Here is a 17324-nt window from a genome sequence, read left to right as displayed (position 1 = left end):
AACAATTTTCTGGTTTGAAACTTGAACTTCTTTAGGATTGAAGGCTATTTGCTACCGTACGATTTTTTTGTTTCAAGAGTAACGCATGGCGACCACTTTTACCGTCTTCTCCCTCGGAACCCTACCGATCTGGGATCCTGCCGAGGGAAACCAATTCCTTTCGACCACCAATGTGAATGCGGCCCTTGGCACCTATGGCTCTGCTGGAGACCCGCTCTATGACAGCAGGCAGACGTTTGCCGAGGCGGGCAACGGTTTCAGCGGTGGGGATGCAAACACCTATGATCTGGATAACAACGTCTCGAACGACCAGTTCAGCATCGACGGAGGGATACCTCAAACCTTTGATGCCTCAATGATCTTTAACGCGGTCATCACGTACAATGACGGCACCACCACCAATATCTCGGCTGTCGTTTTCCAGGATACAAACGGTAATACGTACTGGTCACCGGAATTTGAGGAAAACGCTGATCAGGATGCGATCGAGGAACATGCGATCGTGTCAATCCAGCTGGTGTCGCCGGTATATTCAAACGGTTCCAACACCGGTTACTCGATGTTCGGGGAACGGGTTGATTCTGATCCATTGTGTTTTGCAAGGGGCGCGAGGATCGACTGCCCCGATGGGCCACGGCTGATCGAAGACCTGCGGGTAGGAGATCTGGTGCTGACCATGGATAACGGCGCACAACCGATACGCTGGATTGGTCGTCACACCATGGCGGCCATTGGTAAATTCGCACCTATCCGAATCCGAGCGGGCGTTCTGGGCGCAAAGGAGACGCTGGAAGTCAGCCCGCAGCATCGCATCCTGCTGCAAGGGGCCGAGGTCGAATTGCAATTCGCATGCCCGCAGGTTTTCGCCGCCGCCTCTCACCTGATCTACAGTGACGGGGTGTCTGTACGTAAAGGTGGGGAAGTCGAGTACTTCCATCTGCTCTTTGATGAGCACCAGATCGTCTGGGCCAATGGTGTCGCGTCGGAAAGCCTGCTCTTGGGAAAAACAGGCATGGCCGCTCTGTGCGACGAGAGCATCGCGGAAATACAGACCTTGTTTCCCGAACTCGATATGACATCGGGGCCAAGCTTTGAAGCCGCCCGTCCGGTTCTGAAATCATTTGAGGCGTCATTGCTGGTGTCGCGGCCTTGGACAGAGAAGCCAGCCATTAACGTTAAGGCCGCCTAAAGTGCTACGGCGGTTTAACTTTTGGACCTGCCTGTAAGGCCACCACCCTGGCTAAACTGTTGAAGCAGGCTGCGCCCGGCAAGGGGCAATTGCCCGGGCGGCGAGCCTACGCGTTTTCAGAGCACCTAGCTCGGCCGCACTGCGACAAGAACGACGTCTAGCTCATCTTCCAGGGCTTGCAACTTTTTCAGGTCATCTTTAGCCAGATTTGCCGTATCGGCCTCAACAGCGGCAAGCGCGACAACCGGGCGTCCAATCTCCTGTTCCAGCGCCCGAACAGCGTTGAGCTTATCGGCCTCAAGCGTTGCAAGTGGATAAAGCATGGCAATCTCCTGTCTGCTGATGGCTTGGAGTATAGTCGACTTTCTCGATTTTGGAGCATTGTTTAGTAGCGCGCGCCACACCCAAGGTTAGCCGGCAGGAAAACGGAACACCGCATCACCTGCCGGCAAACTCAGAAACCGTCGTGAAACGCACGGGGCACCAGCCCGCCTTCAAAGAAATTGCGCAAGCACTTAGAATACTGAACCAGGGTTATCTGAACGGGGTTTGGCTGTGTCCCCCAGTGACAGCAAACGAGACACATTAGGCTGAGATGCGCATCGTGAGGTCCCTTCGGAAGACCTATGAGCTCCGCGCCTGAATCGAAGGCCGCACCGAACGATCAGACGGCCAATTGGATACCTAACGACAATTACATGCCAAAACCAATAATATCACAATTTTAACCAGATATCTTGGTGCGGGTGGAGGGACTTGAACCCCCACGCCTTGCGGCGCCAGAACCTAAATCTGGTGCGTCTACCAATTTCGCCACACCCGCAGTACCGGCCTTGAGTGCCGGATTGGCGTGCTCAATAACAAAGCCTGTGGTCGAGTGCGAGAGGGAAAATCACTTACGCGCAAGATTATTGGGCACCAACCGGTTACCATCGGGCCTGACACCTGGGCCGCGCTAGAAAAACATGCCATTTTTTTCGGGTCGGCGTCTGTCTGCACCATAACGATAATTTGAGGGTTGCGTTTCAATTTGCGTTTTCAGACAAAACCACCGCCTATTAAACGTACGCGATACCAAAAAAACCCATCGACATGTTAAACGCGCTTACGTTGAGTAAACCGAAGTGACCAAGGATTCACACAAATTGACCTTGTGATCAGCACTTCGGCCGAGCTGTTTATTTGATCCGGCACCTCCCTGAGAGCAGCAGGTAAATTCATTAAAATACAATAGATTACAACTTCTTTTCTGCTCAAATTTTCGCAACCCGATCGACCGCACTTAAGAATTGCGAAGAGCCTAGAATCTGGCGATACGACCCTGGGTTGAAACGACGGACAAGCCCGCGACCATAATTGCGCCACATTTCAAACGCCAAAATATCTTATTCGCGTCAAAATAACACCGCCTTGCCAGTAATTGATGGACGGCGGGAATTAATGAGTCTTTCCCGCCTTCGGGCGCCGTAAGAGTTTTTTGCTCAACTCGAACACAGGGGTCTTAGCCGTGACCAATATGATGAACTCTGCAACTGCTGAGCAAGACGCCGTTGGTCTTGCACGTGAAAGTTTCCTTGGTGAACTGAAGTCTTTGAATCAGAACCATCCGAACACGGGTTTTGGCGTTTGCTTGCGCACGCATTCGGGGGGCCACTACCTGCTCGCCAATTCTCGCATGCCGCTGCCCAAAACCAAATCCCAAGGTTTTCCGACCGGACGCCGCTTGGCCTTGCTGGAAAACAGCGAACAGTTCAGCTCGATCGAAGTACTTGCTGATTCCCGCGCTTACGAAGAGATTTCGCCGGGTGACGAGGCTGCGATTCTGGGCAATGCGCTGAACCTTATCGCCCGGATCGACATCTTGACCAGCTCTACTGACGGTCAGATTCAACCTCACATCGCCGCTACTGGAACCGGAGGCTGACCATGGCCCGAAACGACCACCTTCTGTCCGTAGGAAACGAAGCGCTGACGCCGATGACCTCGGCGATGACAGCGCTGACGGCGCAGATCGACCAGCTGACTGAGGTGGCAGATGCGCGATCCTCGGCGCGGCTTGCTACGCTCAAGACGCGTATGGAGAACTTTACGGCCAGTGTGACGTTGGTCGGGCAGGTCAAGGCCGGCAAATCCTCGATCGTGAACATCCTTGCGGGGCGCCCTGCGCTGTTGCCCTCGGATGTGAACCCGTGGACCTCGGTGGTGACAACGTTGAACATCAACACGCGCACCGAAGGCGACAAAAAAGCCAAATTTACTTTCTTTGAACAAGAAGAGTGGGACAACCTGATGGTCGGCGGCGGCCGATTGGGCGAACTGGCCAACCGGGCCGGTGCCGATGATGAAATGGACGATATCCGCCGTCAGATTGGCGAGATGAAGGCCAAGTCCGAAGCGCGTCTGGGCCAGCATTTCGACCTGATTCTGGGGCAAAGTCACCAGTATGACTATTTCGATGACGAACTGATCCAGCGCTATGTTTGTCTGGGCGATGAAGACGACCCGGATATCAACCCGAAAACCGGGCGCTTTGCAGACGTCACCAAGTCCGCGGAACTGTTCATGGACATCCCGCAATACCCGATCTCACTGAAACTATGCGATACACCCGGCGTGAACGATACCTTCATGGTACGTGAGCAGATCACCCTGCGCAGCCTGCGCGGGTCCGAGGTTTGCGTTGTTGTGCTGGCGGCCAGCCAAGCGCTGACCACAATGGATATGGCGTTGATGCGCATCATCGCGCAGTTCGAAAACCGTCAGATCATCCTGTTCGTAAACCGGATCGACGAACTGTCCGACCCGGTCAATCAGGTGCCCGAGATTCGGGATCGGGTTCAGGACACGTTGAAGCAGAACAATATCGACGCCAACACCAGCGTTGTGTTCGGCAGCGCAATCTGGGCCGAGGCAGCGCTGACCGGGAATCCGGATATCCTGTCGGAAGAATCGCGTCAGGCCCTGAACACCTTCTATCTGGCCGCCGGGTTTGGCGACCAAGCCCCCTCGCTCGACAAGATCTGGGCGCTGTCTGGCTTGCCCGACCTGTTGCTGGCCATGAATGAACGCATCGCCGAAGGGGCAGGCAATCGCCTGCTGGATCGGGTTCGCCATCGTGCGCGCAACATCGCAAGCCAGATTCGGGCAACTGCGGTGGCGAAGAACTTGTCCGACGGTCAAGGTGTGGTGCGTGATCTGGACGGTGTATCCCCGGAAGAGGCCATCGCCAAGGTAACCGAGGAATATGAAAAGAAGACCGCAGAACTGACGACTGCGCTGCGCGACAAAGTGTTGGAGCGGTTGAAATCGGCTGAAACAAACTTTGTCAAACGGGCTACGGACTCGTTGATTTCGCATCTGGAACAGAACGGCGAGCAAGGCACCTGGCAGTATGATCCGGCCGGGCTGCGCACTTTGCAAAAGGCAGCCTATTTCAGCTTTTCCCGCGCAATGCGCAAAGATGCGGGGGCGCTTTATAGTGCCGCTGCGGCGGATGTCGAGGCATTGTACCAAAAGCTGCTGGGCAACCATTTGGGTGAATTCAGCATCGAAGCCCCCATCGTGCCCCGCGTGCCGCCGCCCCTGGGCATCGGCCGCACCATCGCGCTGGACTTGCAAAGCACCTGGTGGCGCCGCTGGTGGCAACGTCGCAAAGGGTTCGAGGCCTATGCTGCAGATTACACGCGCCTGATCGCTTCCGAGGCAAACTCGATCACCAAAGACCTTGAGGAAAACCAGATCGCGGCCGTTCTGGAAAACGTTCGGGCTGGCTTGTCCGACTTCCTGCGCGAGCAAAAAGAGACTCTGCTTAGCATTTCGGCCTCGGCCGAGCAGGATCCGAACCAGGCGGCACTGATGGCGGGCATGACTCCCAAGAAATCGCGCGACGATATCCTGGGCGACATCCTGAAAGATCTTAGTAACGAGGCAGCATAAGTAGCGACATGGCAAAAGATACACAAACCCGCTTCGTCTCTCCTAAGGCTTGGGAGCGCATCGAGCAGTGGTCCCGCCGCAAACCGATCTTTGCTCTGATGGGAGAATTCAGCGCCGGGAAGTCGACGCTGATGAATTTTCTGCTGCGCACACAGGCGCTGCCGACACAAGTCACCGCCACACAACTGCCGCCCGTCTGGTTTAGCTGGGGAAAAAAATCGGCCTATGTCCAACGTCCCGATGGGACCCGCGAGAACATCACTCTGGATCAGTTGGACTCTGTCGGCGTTAACGATGCCCAATTCGTGCGCATCTTTCTTGAGGCCGACATTCTGGAAGCGGTGGACCTGATCGACACTCCCGGTATCTCTGATCCGAAGATTTCCAGCGATGTCTGGCGTCGTGCGGTCGGGCAAGCGAATGGTGTTTTGTGGTGTACCCATGCGACCCAGGCGTGGCGCGAGACCGAGCGTGCAACATGGGTGTCTTTGCCGGAGCGGCTGCAGCACAACTCTTTGCTGTTGGTGACCCGTGCCGACGTGCTGGGTCCGAAAGACCGCCAAAAGGTGCTGCGGCGGGTTAACCGTGAAGCAGGTCACCTGTTCAACCGGTCGATTCTGTTCTCGGCCCGAGATGCGATCATCGCCCGGGATAAGAGTGGCGATGCCGAGCTGTGGACACGCAGCGGCGGTGGCAAGATGGTGGACAGCTTCCTTCAGATCACCGAACAGATCATGGATAGCCGCGCCGATATGCTGACGCGCTATCAGATCGACAACGGCTTGGCCGCGGGCACACCCGTGCAGCCGATCCGCCCGAAACGAATGGTGGAACAGACCGACGAACCAGCGCCGCTGAAACTGGTGAACCCAGTTCCTGCGGCCAACAAGGAAGATGAGGTCGTCACCAGCTTCCCCGTTCGCCCGGCCCGTGTCGAGCGCCGCACCGAAGATACCAGCCGCGAAGAACGCATCGACGCGGCAGAAGCCGAGCGCCTGCGGGCCGAAATGGAGACCAAATCTCCGGTGTCAGAGCCGCAACCGGAAATCGAAGGCGACGATCTGCGCGCCTTTTTCAAAGACACGGAAAGCAACAGCCTGAATCTGTCCGAATACAAGGAAACGCCAGCGGACGAAGACCCGTTTGATCTACTGGATGATGACGAGTTCGAAATCGACACAAGCCTTGCGTCTGAACCAGTTGAGCTCCAGGACGATCCCGCTTCTACGGAATCGGACCCGTTCATGGAGTCGCTGGAAGGCAAACTGGCGGACACGCCAGAGCAGGATCGGGCATCGGTCGAAGAGACGGACGAACAGCGTGCCGAGGTTTCGGTGTCGTCGATTGCCGCTTTGCTGGCTGAACAATCGAATGGTACCGAGGATGAATACGAGCCAGAGCCCGAATCCAGTGGCCTCGTGAACATGCAGGTTGTTCCCTTGTCCAACGGCACGGCCACCGAAGACCCCGCCCCGTCGGATGACACTGATGAAAGTCAGGAAGTCCTGCTGAACGTTCCGACTGACACTCCGCTCAGTGCGGCATCCATGTGGCGCGACATCACTGCGGGCGAGGAATTGCCGAACGATGTCGAAGGCATGAAGAAAGTGTTCGTTGCGTTCCTCGAGGAATTCGACCAGATCGCAGTCGAGCATTTCGAGCGCCATGCCAAGGGGGCGGTTGGCCCCGTTCCCAATGCTGCGGAAAACAGCGGAGCTGAATTTCGTGTGTTATGACCAGAACCTCAGGTAGCAAGCGATGACGATCGAAGCCGCATTGAACACCGCGATGGAGACCATACCCGACTGTATTGCAGCCGGGTATGTCGACATGGAAACGGGGATGTTGCTTGGGACCAACACCCACGACCCAGGCAGCGCAGACGTTCTGGACAGTCTCGCCCTTGCCGTGGCTAACCTGTTTCAAGGACGCGGCGTCAAAGCCTTCGAGGATTTGTTGCGCGCGGCTGGAGTCGAAGAGGTCGACAACCCGGGATTTGGGGAAATCGCGGTGTTTTCGAATGATCGGCTCAATATCTTTCTGCGGACCCGGGAATATCCCGATCATGTGGTCTGCTACATCTGTCGCGGCAGCGCCAATGTCGGGTTGGCACTGACAAAATCGCATCTCAGCCTGGGGCCTGTCGTGGCTGCAGTCTAAACCGGACCAGAGGGGGGTCACGGCATGATGGATACGGACATACTTGAGATGCTCGACGACATCGGGCGCTCGTCTGTGGCACGCCTTAACCCGGCGGTCACGGTTCCCGGGGAAACCGCCCGGATTCGGCGCGAAAAGGTTCTGCACACCATTCGCGGCACCATTCTGCCGCGCCGTCTGGAATTTACTGCTGCTGATGGTCATTGCCTTGCCATTGAAGTCAACAGCTCTCGGATCACGGATGTGTTCCGGGTTCAGTCCGGCATCGCTCCGGATTTCGAAACCGAATCCCGCGAGGAACTGGCTGACAAACTGGCAAAATTGGTGACCGACATCGCCGCCGCCCCCGCCCCATTGGAGCTGATTTCGCTGCAACCCGACACTGCGCTTGAGGCCGACGATGTGGGCATCACATTCAGCGAGATCGAAAGCGCCTGCGAGAAAGTCGAACTGCCTGCTGACCCGGTCATTTCCATCGTTCCGGACGAACCCGAGGAAACCGCACCCGCCGAGGAAGCAGCGGCGGAAGAGCCCGCCGACTCTCTGGCTCAAAAGTTCTATGACGGTTCTGAACGATTCTCTCAGGGCCGGGTTCTGGCCAACGGCGCAGACGGGGAACCATTGCGCATGGATGGCACCTGTGACGAAGGGGGAACTCTGCACCCCAATTCCGATCTACTGGCCCGTTTCGCCCACGACCTTGCAGGGTGGGATGGCGACTCGGCCTCTGTAATGGAACACCCGCAGTTGATTGTCATGCGGCCCTCCGGTGGCAAGGGCGCCGGGCTGGCCGTTTTGAACGATGGTGAGAGTTTTGCGGTCGCCGTCCACGAGGCACGCAAACTGGGTGCCGTAGTCAATCTGTGGGCCACTCTGAAAAGGCCGGACGGATGATTACGCCCCTTTCGTTCAATTTTTCGATGAATTCGATCCGTGATTACAAGTTACCAGGGTAAGTTTTATGAGTGAAAACAATCGTCGCGAGTTAATCCGTATTGCAGAGGACATGAACGGTGCCTCTAATGATGAGACCCGTCAGTTCATCTCACGCATTGTCAGTGATCTGACAAATCTGAAACCCTCGATTGCCTTTGTCGGGCAGATCAAGGCGGGCAAATCCCGTCTGATCAACGGCTTCACCGGTCAAGCCGAATATCTGCCGTCGGACGTGAACCCATGGACAACGGTGATCACCGACATGCATTTCGGCCACCCCTCGGGGCGGACCTCGGGGGCCGAGTTCCATTTCTTCGACAACCGCCAATGGCAGGCTCTGATCGCCGAAGGCGAAGAACTGCGCAACATGTTCCCCGATGACGAGGACAGCTATAAGCGCGAGATGATCGAAGAGCAGGTCGAGGCGATGAAAACCCGCGCAAAGCTGCGTCTGGGGGAAAGCTATAAGCACCTGCTTGGCCAGCATCACGATCTTGACGAACTGAACTCGGACGATCTGGCACGCTATGTCTGTGCGGGTGACGACCCGACCGAAGAGGGCGAACACGACCCGGGCTCGGATCGCGGCCTTTACAGCGACATCACCCGCAAGGCCGAGGTTTATTTCGACATCGGTCACTTCCCGTTTCCGCTGACAGTTACCGACACGCCGGGCGTCAACGACCCGCTGCTGATCCGCGAGGAAATTTCGCGCCAGTACCTCAAGGAATCGGATTTCTTTGTGGTGGTCCTTTCGGCGCATCAGGCCCTGTCGCGGGCTGACCTGAAACTGTTCCGCCTGATGCAGGCGTTGGAGCTGGGTCAGATCGTGGTCTTCATCAACCGCGTCGACGAGTTGGGCGGCGGTGCCGAAGATGCGGGCAAGGTCCGGGCCGACGTGATGGAGGGCCTGGAAAAAGCTCTTGGAAATTCAGACATCGACGTTTTGATGGGCAGCGCGCAATGGGCGCATTACGCTCTGACCGGCGACGAGACCGGCATCAATCATGATGAGATTCTGGCCTGGTTGCGAGCGCATCCGGCTCAGATGAAGCAATATCTGGACGGTGTGGAAGAGATCAAACAGGGTCCCGGTCCGATCAGCCGCGAAGGTGTGCTGCGCTTTGCTGCAATGATCGCCTCGGGTCTGCCGGACCTGCGCCGACATGTGACCAGTGCCCTGACCGAGGGCCCGCGCGACGAACAACTGCGAATGGCGTGGCAGCATCTCAACACCTTCGCGCAAGGCGAGGTCGAGCGCAGCAGGGCGCATCTGCGCGCCATCGAAGACGAAACGACCCCCGCCGCCGAAAACAATGACGAAAACGACAAGACACTGACAGATCTGCGCGCGCTTGTTGCCGAGAAAACTGCCGGAATCGTCAATGACATGGACGATGTTCTGGCTAATCTGCGCGGCGTTATGGACGACACCGTGGCCGAGGCCGTATCGGCCGTGGTGCGGGGGCCGAACGGGGATTCCCCGCTGCTGGCAAAGGGTGGTGACACCGAACTGAACTTCACCCCGTTGCGTGACCGTATGCGCGAGCTTGTGCAGGGGGCAACACAGGTTGTACGCCAACGGATGCTCAGCGAGTTGTATACAATCGACATGCAAAGCAATGCGGCCCTGCGCGCCCTGCCCGGCTGGCAGGATCCGACCGACAACCGCATGAACACCAGCGCCGTGCGTTGGTTCCGCCCGGACACTACTGCGCTGACGCGGGGTATCACGGTTGAATTGCGGGTCAGTTGGTTGTCGCGCCTGATCTCACGCAAGAGCGTCGTGACCCGGGCGGAGCGCATGATCGTGCAGGAATTCGAGATGATCGGCGATGATCTGGTGGACACCGCGCGCAGCGATCTGCTGGAACGTTTGAATACGGTTCTGGATCACTATATGGCTTTGCTGGCCGGACATCTTGAACATCGGGCGGGAAGCGGCGAAACCAACGAGCGGGCCCAGGCGCAAGATGCCTTTGACCACGCGCAACGCATCACCGAAGAACTGGGCGCCGTCTTTGGCCCGGATGACATAGACAAGCGATTAGCAGAGGCTGCGGAATGATCGAATTTCCCGGAACCGAACAGGAAGTAAGACAACTTGAACGCTTTCTGACCGCGACCGAAAACCTGTCGGCCGACACGGCGCTGGACGAGATGCGCGAGCGCGCTCTTGCCCATGCCGGGCGGCTGTCCAATGCGGTCAATATCGGTTTTGCCGGGGAATTCGGGGCTGGTAAATCCAGCCTCGCCAACATGCTGGCCGGGGCGGACATTCTTCCCACCGGACCGCAGCATCTAAAACTGCCGCTGGTGATTGTCGCCTATTCTGATACGCCGGAAACCACCGTCGGCTGGTGGGACAAAGAGCCCAAAACCTATTCCGGAATCGCGTTGGAAAAGGCCGCCGCGGATGCACCTGATTTCATCTCGGTCGGCCTGAACACTCCTGCCTTGCAGGAGATATCGCTGTTTGACCTGCCCGGAACCGGAGCGTTAGATGATACATACAAAGAAACGCTCGACCTGCTGAAGTTCGTGGATTGCGCGATCTGGTGCACCAATGGCACCAACGCATGGCGCGAGACCGAGCGTCATCTCTGGACAAGGGTGCCGCAGGAACTGCGAACCAACAGCCTGCTGGCGGTCACGCATACCGATCTTCCACCGGTCCGCGACGCGCTGGACCGGGTACTGTCGCGTCTTAACAAGGAAAAGGGCGATCTGTTCCGCTCGGTCGTGCCGATCGGTACTCCGGTGGCCGTACGGGCCATGGCACAAGAACCCGAACCGGATTTTGCCCTTTGGGAGACCTGCGGCGGTCAGAACCTGGCCGAACAGGTGCTGCAGATCGCATCCGACCGACGTTTGGCCGATCTGGAGGCCGCGCGCACCGATTTGAAACAGGACTTCCTGCCCTTTCTGGAAGCACTGACCGGCCCCGAGGCTGAGACGCAGCAGCCCGATGCCGCGTCCGTGCACGCCGTCTTGGAATCCGCGTTGCCTCCTTTGGAAAACCCTATACTTGAGGACTGGCTGGCCGCGATTGCAAGCATTTACGAAGATCTGCGCGAATCGTCGGATATCGAACCGTCGGCCTTCCTGCACTCATGTCAGGAAATCGTTGAAGATTTTGCCGAGCGCCTTGAGCAGGGCGGTGAGATCGACCCGAAGGCCGACTGGATTCCGGGCGAGTTCGAAAAGGCCACGGACCTGTTGTTGCTGTTGCAATTCGAAAGCGGCGACGCCCCACTAAAAGACGCGATCAGCATCCTCGCGCAACTCAGCGACAATCTGGCTTGGGCCGGTAGCCGGGTGGATTCGGTGCAGCCGAAAACCGGGACCTGAAAATTTCTCGTTAAGATTGCGCCGCGACTCGGCGAATCGAGACCCATAGAATCGGGTCTCGAATGCATCGACTCCGTTGACCAAGCGGAGACAAAGAGTCGATCCGTCTGTATTTTGTGCAAAGCTTTTTTCAACATTTAGACGCTCTACAGTCGTGAAACACGATATGTAGTCGCCCTGCGAAAACGGTCCTTAGTGAAGCCATCAGGCGGCCCCAATAAAGTCAAATTTGAAACGTCTAACCGTCTCAAGTGTCCTGCGGTTGTGTTTGGTTGCGAGTTCACGGGCAAGTTTGCCCAGTTAAAAAAAACCGCAAAACGATCAGAACGGGCGGAAAGAAATGAGCCACAACCAGGCGGTCGGTGAATCGCACGACGAACCGAAAATCGAAGGACTTCAACCCGGCGCCAAGCTGTTGCGCGGACAGTACGAGATCCTGCGTTACCTCAGCAATGGCGGGTTCGGAATTACTTATCTTGCGCGGGACAGTCTGGAACGCGACGTGGTGATCAAAGAGTGCTTTCCAGGCGCATTGTGTCACCGCAACGGCGATCTGGTCGAACCGGCCAATCCCGGACACACGGAAGATCTGCGCGCAATCATAGACCTGTTTATTCAAGAGGCGCGCAATCACGCACGTCTGGTTCATCCCAATATCGTCGACGTCCATCAGGTGTTCGAGGACAACAACACCGCCTATATCGCGATGGACTTCATCAAGGGCTGCGACCTGCTGGACTATGTCGAAAACACCGACAATAAGACCGGCCCCGATTTCATCGTTCAGGTCACTGAAAAGATGCTGTCAGCGGTATCTTTCATCCACCAGAGCGGAATGCTGCACCGGGACATCTCGCCCGACAACATTCTGATTGATGAAAACGGCGACCCGGTTCTGATCGACTTTGGAGCCGCGCGCGAGCAGGCTGCGAACCAATCTGCGGCCCTGTTAACCCTGCGTGTGATCAAAGACGGGTACTCGCCGCATGAGTTTTATGTGCGCGGCGCTGAACAAGGCCCCAGCAGCGACCTCTATGTGCTGGCAGCCACGCTGTATCACGCCATCAGCGGCGAGCGCCCGATTGACGGCCAAACCCGCCTGAACGCCTTCAACAACAGTCAGCGAGACCCCTACGCCCCCCTGGCCGGGCAGTTCAATGGCTATCCCGAGGGGTTCCTGGAAGCGATCGACAAGGCGATGGAGGTACACGTCACCGACCGTTTGCAAAGCGCGCTGGATTGGTTGCGAATGTTCCGCGGCCCGGGCGTCATGTTCGATACGTTCGACTACCGCCCGGTCTCGGTCATCGTGGCCATGGACCGCAAGGATGAAGAGGCCGAAAAGGCCCGGATCAAGGCTGAAAGCGAAAATGCCGAAGCTGTGGTCACCGCGCTTCTGGCCGGAAATGCTGATCTGGCCTTGGGCAATGAAGACAAGAACGAAGATGAACTCGCCAAGTTCACACCCAAAGAAGAAGCCGCAGTTGCGGTCGATACCGTAGTTAAAAGCGGATCGGGTGGCAGCGGCAAACTGATTGCCGGTGCCGCTGTCATTGCAGTTGGTCTGGCAGCGGGCGGTTACTTTCTGATGTCCGGTGAAAAGAGCGAACCGACACAGGATGTTGCAGTTGCGTCAGCACCTGCAGTTCAAGAAACAGAAGAACAAGTGGCAGCAACGCAAGAACCTGTCGAGCAGGTCGTCACCACAGAAAATACGCCGGAACAGGCTGATCCGGCACCAGTTAAGGCAGAAACTCCTCAGGCGCCTGTCGAGCAGCAGATACAGGACCAATCGGTTGATCCGGAACAGGCCCGGACAACCGAACCTGCGCCGGCAGTTTCAGCGCCCCCGGCAGAAACACAGATTGCTTTCTCGCATTGGGATGTCGAAATTCCGTTCCAGACATCCAGACGCCGCGCATCTACCGGCAGCATCATCGCCGTTACTGGTGTTGATCCGGCGCAGGACATGTCCGTTATCGGTGACTGGGTCAAACGCGGCGATGCGATTTACACTCTGAACGGAGAGCCGATCCGCGAAAACACGAGCTTTGCCGCGCAGGTGCTGAACGATCTGGCAATTGATCCCGACGGCTATATCCGCGTGACGGCCCGCTACCGCCCCTTGGGCAAAACCCTTGCTCAAAACGGGTTGTTGGCCCTGCCTGCCATCCGCATGATCGGTTTGGAAAACGGTTATGGCTTTATCGTACGCAATGAGGATGGTCAGAGCTGGACGACGGTTGTCACCACCGTTCCTGCGGATGCGGCCAGCGACCTGCAGCGCGGCGATGTTCTGATCTCGGAAGCGCAAACCGGGGCAGCCATCGACGGGCAGGAAAGCCTGGATGCCATGCTGAGCGCATTGGTTACGGAGAAACTGGCCCAGGCCCGTCTGACCGTGATGCGCGATGGCGTCCAGACGGATGCCGTTATGCAGCTGACGCAGGAGTAATCTGACCGGTCGCAAGTGATCTACCGCTAGTAAAAATGAGGGTGGTGCCCGGAAGTCCGCCACCCTGACGGGGACCGGCCCGTCGCGGCAGATAAAAGTTGGTTTGATTTCCGCATCATAAGTGCCGTTGTGCCGTTGCGCGCAGAGGCGAATAGCAGCCCCGCAGGACGCAGGTTCTGTGAAAGGAAGCAAAGGTATCGACGCCATGTTCAAATACAAAAGCCCACTTAGCCGGCTGCTCGAAGGTGCCGGCAAAGCCAAGGAACCCGAAGCCGAAACCGCGGTGGAAGAAGAAGCTGCAGTGCCCGAGGCCGAAAAGCCCCAGCCGATTGCGGATTTCAACGCGCTGCGCGCTGCTTTGGGCGGTGGTAACATGTCTTCGACATCGGAAAACTACGACGACGCGGATGATCTGATCCCCGAAGAAGAGATGCCCGAGTTTTCCGAAGACGAGGCCGTCGTGGACGTCGTGACAACCGAAGTTGTCGCCGAAACGCAAGATAACATTTTTGAGGCTCCCGAAGCTCAGCCCGAACCGGAAGTGCCGGTTGTGACCCTGCACGTCGCCACCGAGGAAGATGCGGCAACCGAGCAACCGGTTCAAGAAGAACAGGTTGTTGAAGTGATCGTTGAAACGATTGAACCCGCTCGGCCCGAGCAGGTGGCAGAGGTCACAACCGCACCCGAAGTAATGGCCGAGCCTACAACGGAAGTTCAGCCGGAACCGCAACAACACGTCGCGGCGCCGGCCCCTGCAGAAGACCGTCGTGGTCGCGTAAAGACCACGTTCCTGGGCTTCGAACGCGCGGACACCCACGTTCAGAACCTGATGGAATCCTCGGAACCCGTTGCCAAGACCGAAACTGCGCAAGAGACTTTCCCGGTTGGCTGGCTGGTCGTGACAGCTGGCCCGGGCCGGGGCGCATGCATCACGCTGACCGAAGGCCTGATGCAGATTGGCCGCAACGATGATCAGGCCATTCAACTGGATTTTGGCGACACCGGTATCTCGCGCAGCAGCCATGCGGTGATCGCTTACGACCCCGAGGACCGCAAATGCTATCTGGGACACGGCGGCAAGGCCAATTTGGTGCGCCTGAACGGCAAACCGGTTCTCAGCACTGTTGCACTGTCCAGCGGCGACCTCATCCGCATCAGTGAAACCTCGATCCGCTTTGCCGCCTTCTGTGATGACGGCTTTGACTGGCGGGATGCCTGATAGATGCTGGCGCAACCGGCATATGATATCGCGCTGATCCTGGATCAGGGTCAACGCGAGTCGCAAGAAGACGCGATTGCCGCGCGCATGTTCGATGCAACGGATGCTGGCTATGTCGTGATTGCGGACGGTATGGGCGGCCACGCGGCTGGCGAGGTTGCCTCGGAACTTGTGGTTGCAGCATGGCGCGAGTCCCTGGACACCGAGCTTGAGAATACCCCCCTGTCCGAAGCGGCAGTCGCCGATGCGTTGCCGCTGGCAGCCATGCAAGCCAACGCCGCGATTGCAGCCCATTGCGAAAGCAAAGATGGTGAATTCAACATGGGGTCGACCCTGACGGGGCTGTTGCTACTGGGGCAACGCGCCTTCTGGATCTCGATCGGCGACAGCCCCTTGTACCTGTTCCGCAACGGGGTTCTGAGCCAGATCAACGAAGATCACTCCATGGCACCTGTGATCGACGCGCAAGTGACCGAGGGCAAACTGACCGAGGCCGAAGCACAGGCACATCCCGACCGAAACCAGCTGACCTCAGTCATCATGGGGGCGGCGATTCCCAAAGTCGATTGCCCCGAAGAGCCGCTGGAGTTGACCGCATCGGATGTACTGATCCTGGGCAGTGACGGGCTGCAATACCTCAGCGATACCGAAATTCAGACCATCGTACAAAGCAACGCACACGCTTGGTCGCAGGATATAGCCGACGCGTTGTGGCAGGCCCTTCGGGCCAAAGACGACCCGGATCAGGACAATGCCTCAATCGGCGTTGTGAAACTTACAAAAAAATAACCAAGGCAAAGCTACAGGACCCATGAAACCCCATCTGTTCATATCCAGCCTGGCACTTACTGCCGCTGCCGGTACGGCCTCGGCGCAAGAGGCGTGTTCGACCTATGAAATCCAGCGCGGAGACAGCCTGCGCGAGTTGGCCATCGAAGTGTATTCGACCGAGGATTTCCGTATCATCTTTGACGCCAACCGCGATGTTATCGGCAACAACCCGAACATCATCCGTGTGGGCGACGTACTGACATTGCCCTGTCTAGAAGAGATCGGGCGCGCGCCAACGGCACCGCAGACAGAGGCCGAAGCAATGGCAGCCGAAATGGCAGCAGAGTTGGTCAAGGCTGCGGAAAAACGCGCCGAGAAGGCCATCGCCGACGCCGAAGCCCGGGTTGCCGAGGCTGAAGCCGAAGCCAAAAAGGCCAGCGAAGACGCGGTGATTGCTGCCAAGGCTGAGGCCAAAAAGGAAATCGAAGCCGCCCGTGCCGAGGGGGCCGCCCTGATCCGCAACGCGGATGACGGTGAGCGACCGGAAATCCGGGATCGCCAGTTGCTGCTGATCACTGGCGGCAACTATGCGCCTTTCACCGATGAAGCCCTGCCCAATCGCGGCCTCTATACCAATCTCGTGGAAACCGCGATGCTGCGCGCCGCGCCCGAACAGGGCTACAAGATCCAGTTCGTCAATGATTGGTCTTCGCATCTGGATCTGCTGATGCCGACCTTGGCTTTCGACGCTACCTTCCCCTGGTCGCGCCCGGATTGCGAAGAGGCCTCGGCGCTTTCCGAAAAGGACCGCGATCGCTGTGATACCTACAATTTCTCAAACCCGTTCTATGAGGTTGTGGACACATTCTTTGCCCGCGAGGGCTCGGGCTATGAGCAGACTCTGACCTATGCCGACTTTGCAGGCGCCACGATTTGTCGCCCCGAAGGCTGGTCGCTGTCGCATATGGACACGGTCGGCCTTTACGAGCCCGCGATCACTCTGATGCGCCCCGTTTCGCCGGATGACTGCTTTCATGCGGTCATGGAAGGCAAGGCCGACATCGTGGCAATCGAAGCCCATCTTGCGGTCGAAGCAATCGGACGACTGGGATACGAGCACCGCATTATCGAAAACCCCAACCTGGCGGCCATAAAGTCGCTTAACGTCATGACCCACAAAGATAATCCGGATGGGGAAGCGATCCTTGAGACGCTCAACCAGGGTCTGGCGATCATGCAGCAATCTGGAGAGTGGCGAGACATCGTTTCAACCGCTCTGCGTCATCAAATGGAAAATGGCTAAGGCC

Annotated in this window: 13 protein-coding genes and 1 tRNA gene; 12 read left to right on the top strand and 2 right to left on the bottom strand. The window is 57.5% G+C overall.

The features are described from left to right. Positions 1–85: 85 nt before the first annotated feature. Positions 86–1189: a Hint domain-containing protein gene (locus AC2FEE_RS04300; protein ID WP_496863280.1), complete on the top strand. Its 1104-nt coding sequence runs from the start codon at positions 86–88 to the stop codon at positions 1187–1189. Between the two features lie 125 nt (positions 1190–1314). Here AC2FEE_RS04300 and AC2FEE_RS04295 read toward each other — a convergent pair whose 3' ends face one another. Beyond that, entirely contained in the window at positions 1315–1512 is a 198-nt protein-coding gene (locus AC2FEE_RS04295) for a hypothetical protein (protein ID WP_496863279.1), read from the bottom strand. Between the two features lie 415 nt (positions 1513–1927). After that, positions 1928–2012, bottom strand: a tRNA-Leu gene (locus AC2FEE_RS04290). A gap of 693 nt (positions 2013–2705) precedes the next feature. Here AC2FEE_RS04290 and AC2FEE_RS04285 point away from each other — a divergent pair. The 11 genes from AC2FEE_RS04285 (at position 2706) to AC2FEE_RS04235 (ending at position 17320) form a co-directional block, all read left to right on the top strand. Continuing rightward, positions 2706–3113 carry a hypothetical protein gene (locus AC2FEE_RS04285; protein ID WP_496863332.1) on the top strand — a complete coding sequence of 136 codons (408 nt, stop codon included), beginning with the start codon at positions 2706–2708 and terminating at the stop codon, positions 3111–3113. 2 nt (positions 3114–3115) lie between these two features. After that, on the top strand, positions 3116–5125 hold the full coding sequence (locus AC2FEE_RS04280; RefSeq protein ID WP_496863278.1) for a dynamin family protein: 2010 nt from the start codon (positions 3116–3118) through the stop codon (positions 5123–5125). Between the two features lie 8 nt (positions 5126–5133). After that, a complete protein-coding gene (locus AC2FEE_RS04275) occupies positions 5134–6861 on the top strand; it encodes a dynamin family protein (RefSeq protein WP_496863277.1) in 1728 nt (575 codons plus the stop codon). Between the two features lie 22 nt (positions 6862–6883). After that, positions 6884–7285 (top strand): hypothetical protein, encoded by a 402-nt coding sequence (locus AC2FEE_RS04270; RefSeq protein WP_496863275.1) that lies wholly within the window; start codon positions 6884–6886, stop codon positions 7283–7285. 24 nt (positions 7286–7309) lie between these two features. Then, positions 7310–8179, top strand: coding sequence for a hypothetical protein (locus tag AC2FEE_RS04265; RefSeq protein ID WP_496863274.1), 870 nt, complete (start codon positions 7310–7312; stop codon positions 8177–8179). Between the two features lie 67 nt (positions 8180–8246). Further along, positions 8247–10289, top strand: coding sequence for a dynamin family protein (locus AC2FEE_RS04260; protein WP_496863273.1), 2043 nt, complete (start codon positions 8247–8249; stop codon positions 10287–10289). Continuing rightward, the gene (locus AC2FEE_RS04255; protein WP_496863272.1) at positions 10286–11572 is read left to right on the top strand and encodes a dynamin family protein; all 1287 of its coding nucleotides are present in this window, start codon (positions 10286–10288) and stop codon (positions 11570–11572) included. Before AC2FEE_RS04260 ends, AC2FEE_RS04255 begins: the two co-directional genes overlap by 4 nt. 340 nt (positions 11573–11912) lie before the next feature. After that, complete coding sequence (locus tag AC2FEE_RS04250) at positions 11913–14027, top strand: serine/threonine protein kinase (protein ID WP_496863270.1); 2115 nt, start codon at positions 11913–11915, stop codon at positions 14025–14027. A 178-nt stretch (positions 14028–14205) separates the two neighbouring features. After that, positions 14206–15246, top strand: a complete 1041-nt coding sequence (locus AC2FEE_RS04245; protein ID WP_496863269.1) for an FHA domain-containing protein — start codon at positions 14206–14208, stop codon at positions 15244–15246. Positions 15247–15249: 3 nt separating this feature from the next. Beyond that, on the top strand, positions 15250–16035 hold the full coding sequence (locus AC2FEE_RS04240) for a PP2C family protein-serine/threonine phosphatase (protein WP_496863268.1): 786 nt from the start codon (positions 15250–15252) through the stop codon (positions 16033–16035). A 22-nt stretch (positions 16036–16057) separates the two neighbouring features. Continuing rightward, on the top strand, positions 16058–17320 hold the full coding sequence (locus tag AC2FEE_RS04235; RefSeq protein WP_496863266.1) for a type 2 periplasmic-binding domain-containing protein: 1263 nt from the start codon (positions 16058–16060) through the stop codon (positions 17318–17320). Positions 17321–17324: the final 4 nt, after the last annotated feature.

The sequence above is a fragment of the Ruegeria sp. YTSC199 genome (genome assembly GCF_059609725.1).
Note: the sequence above shows the minus strand (reverse complement) of the source record. Positions and strands in the feature narration are given on the sequence as shown.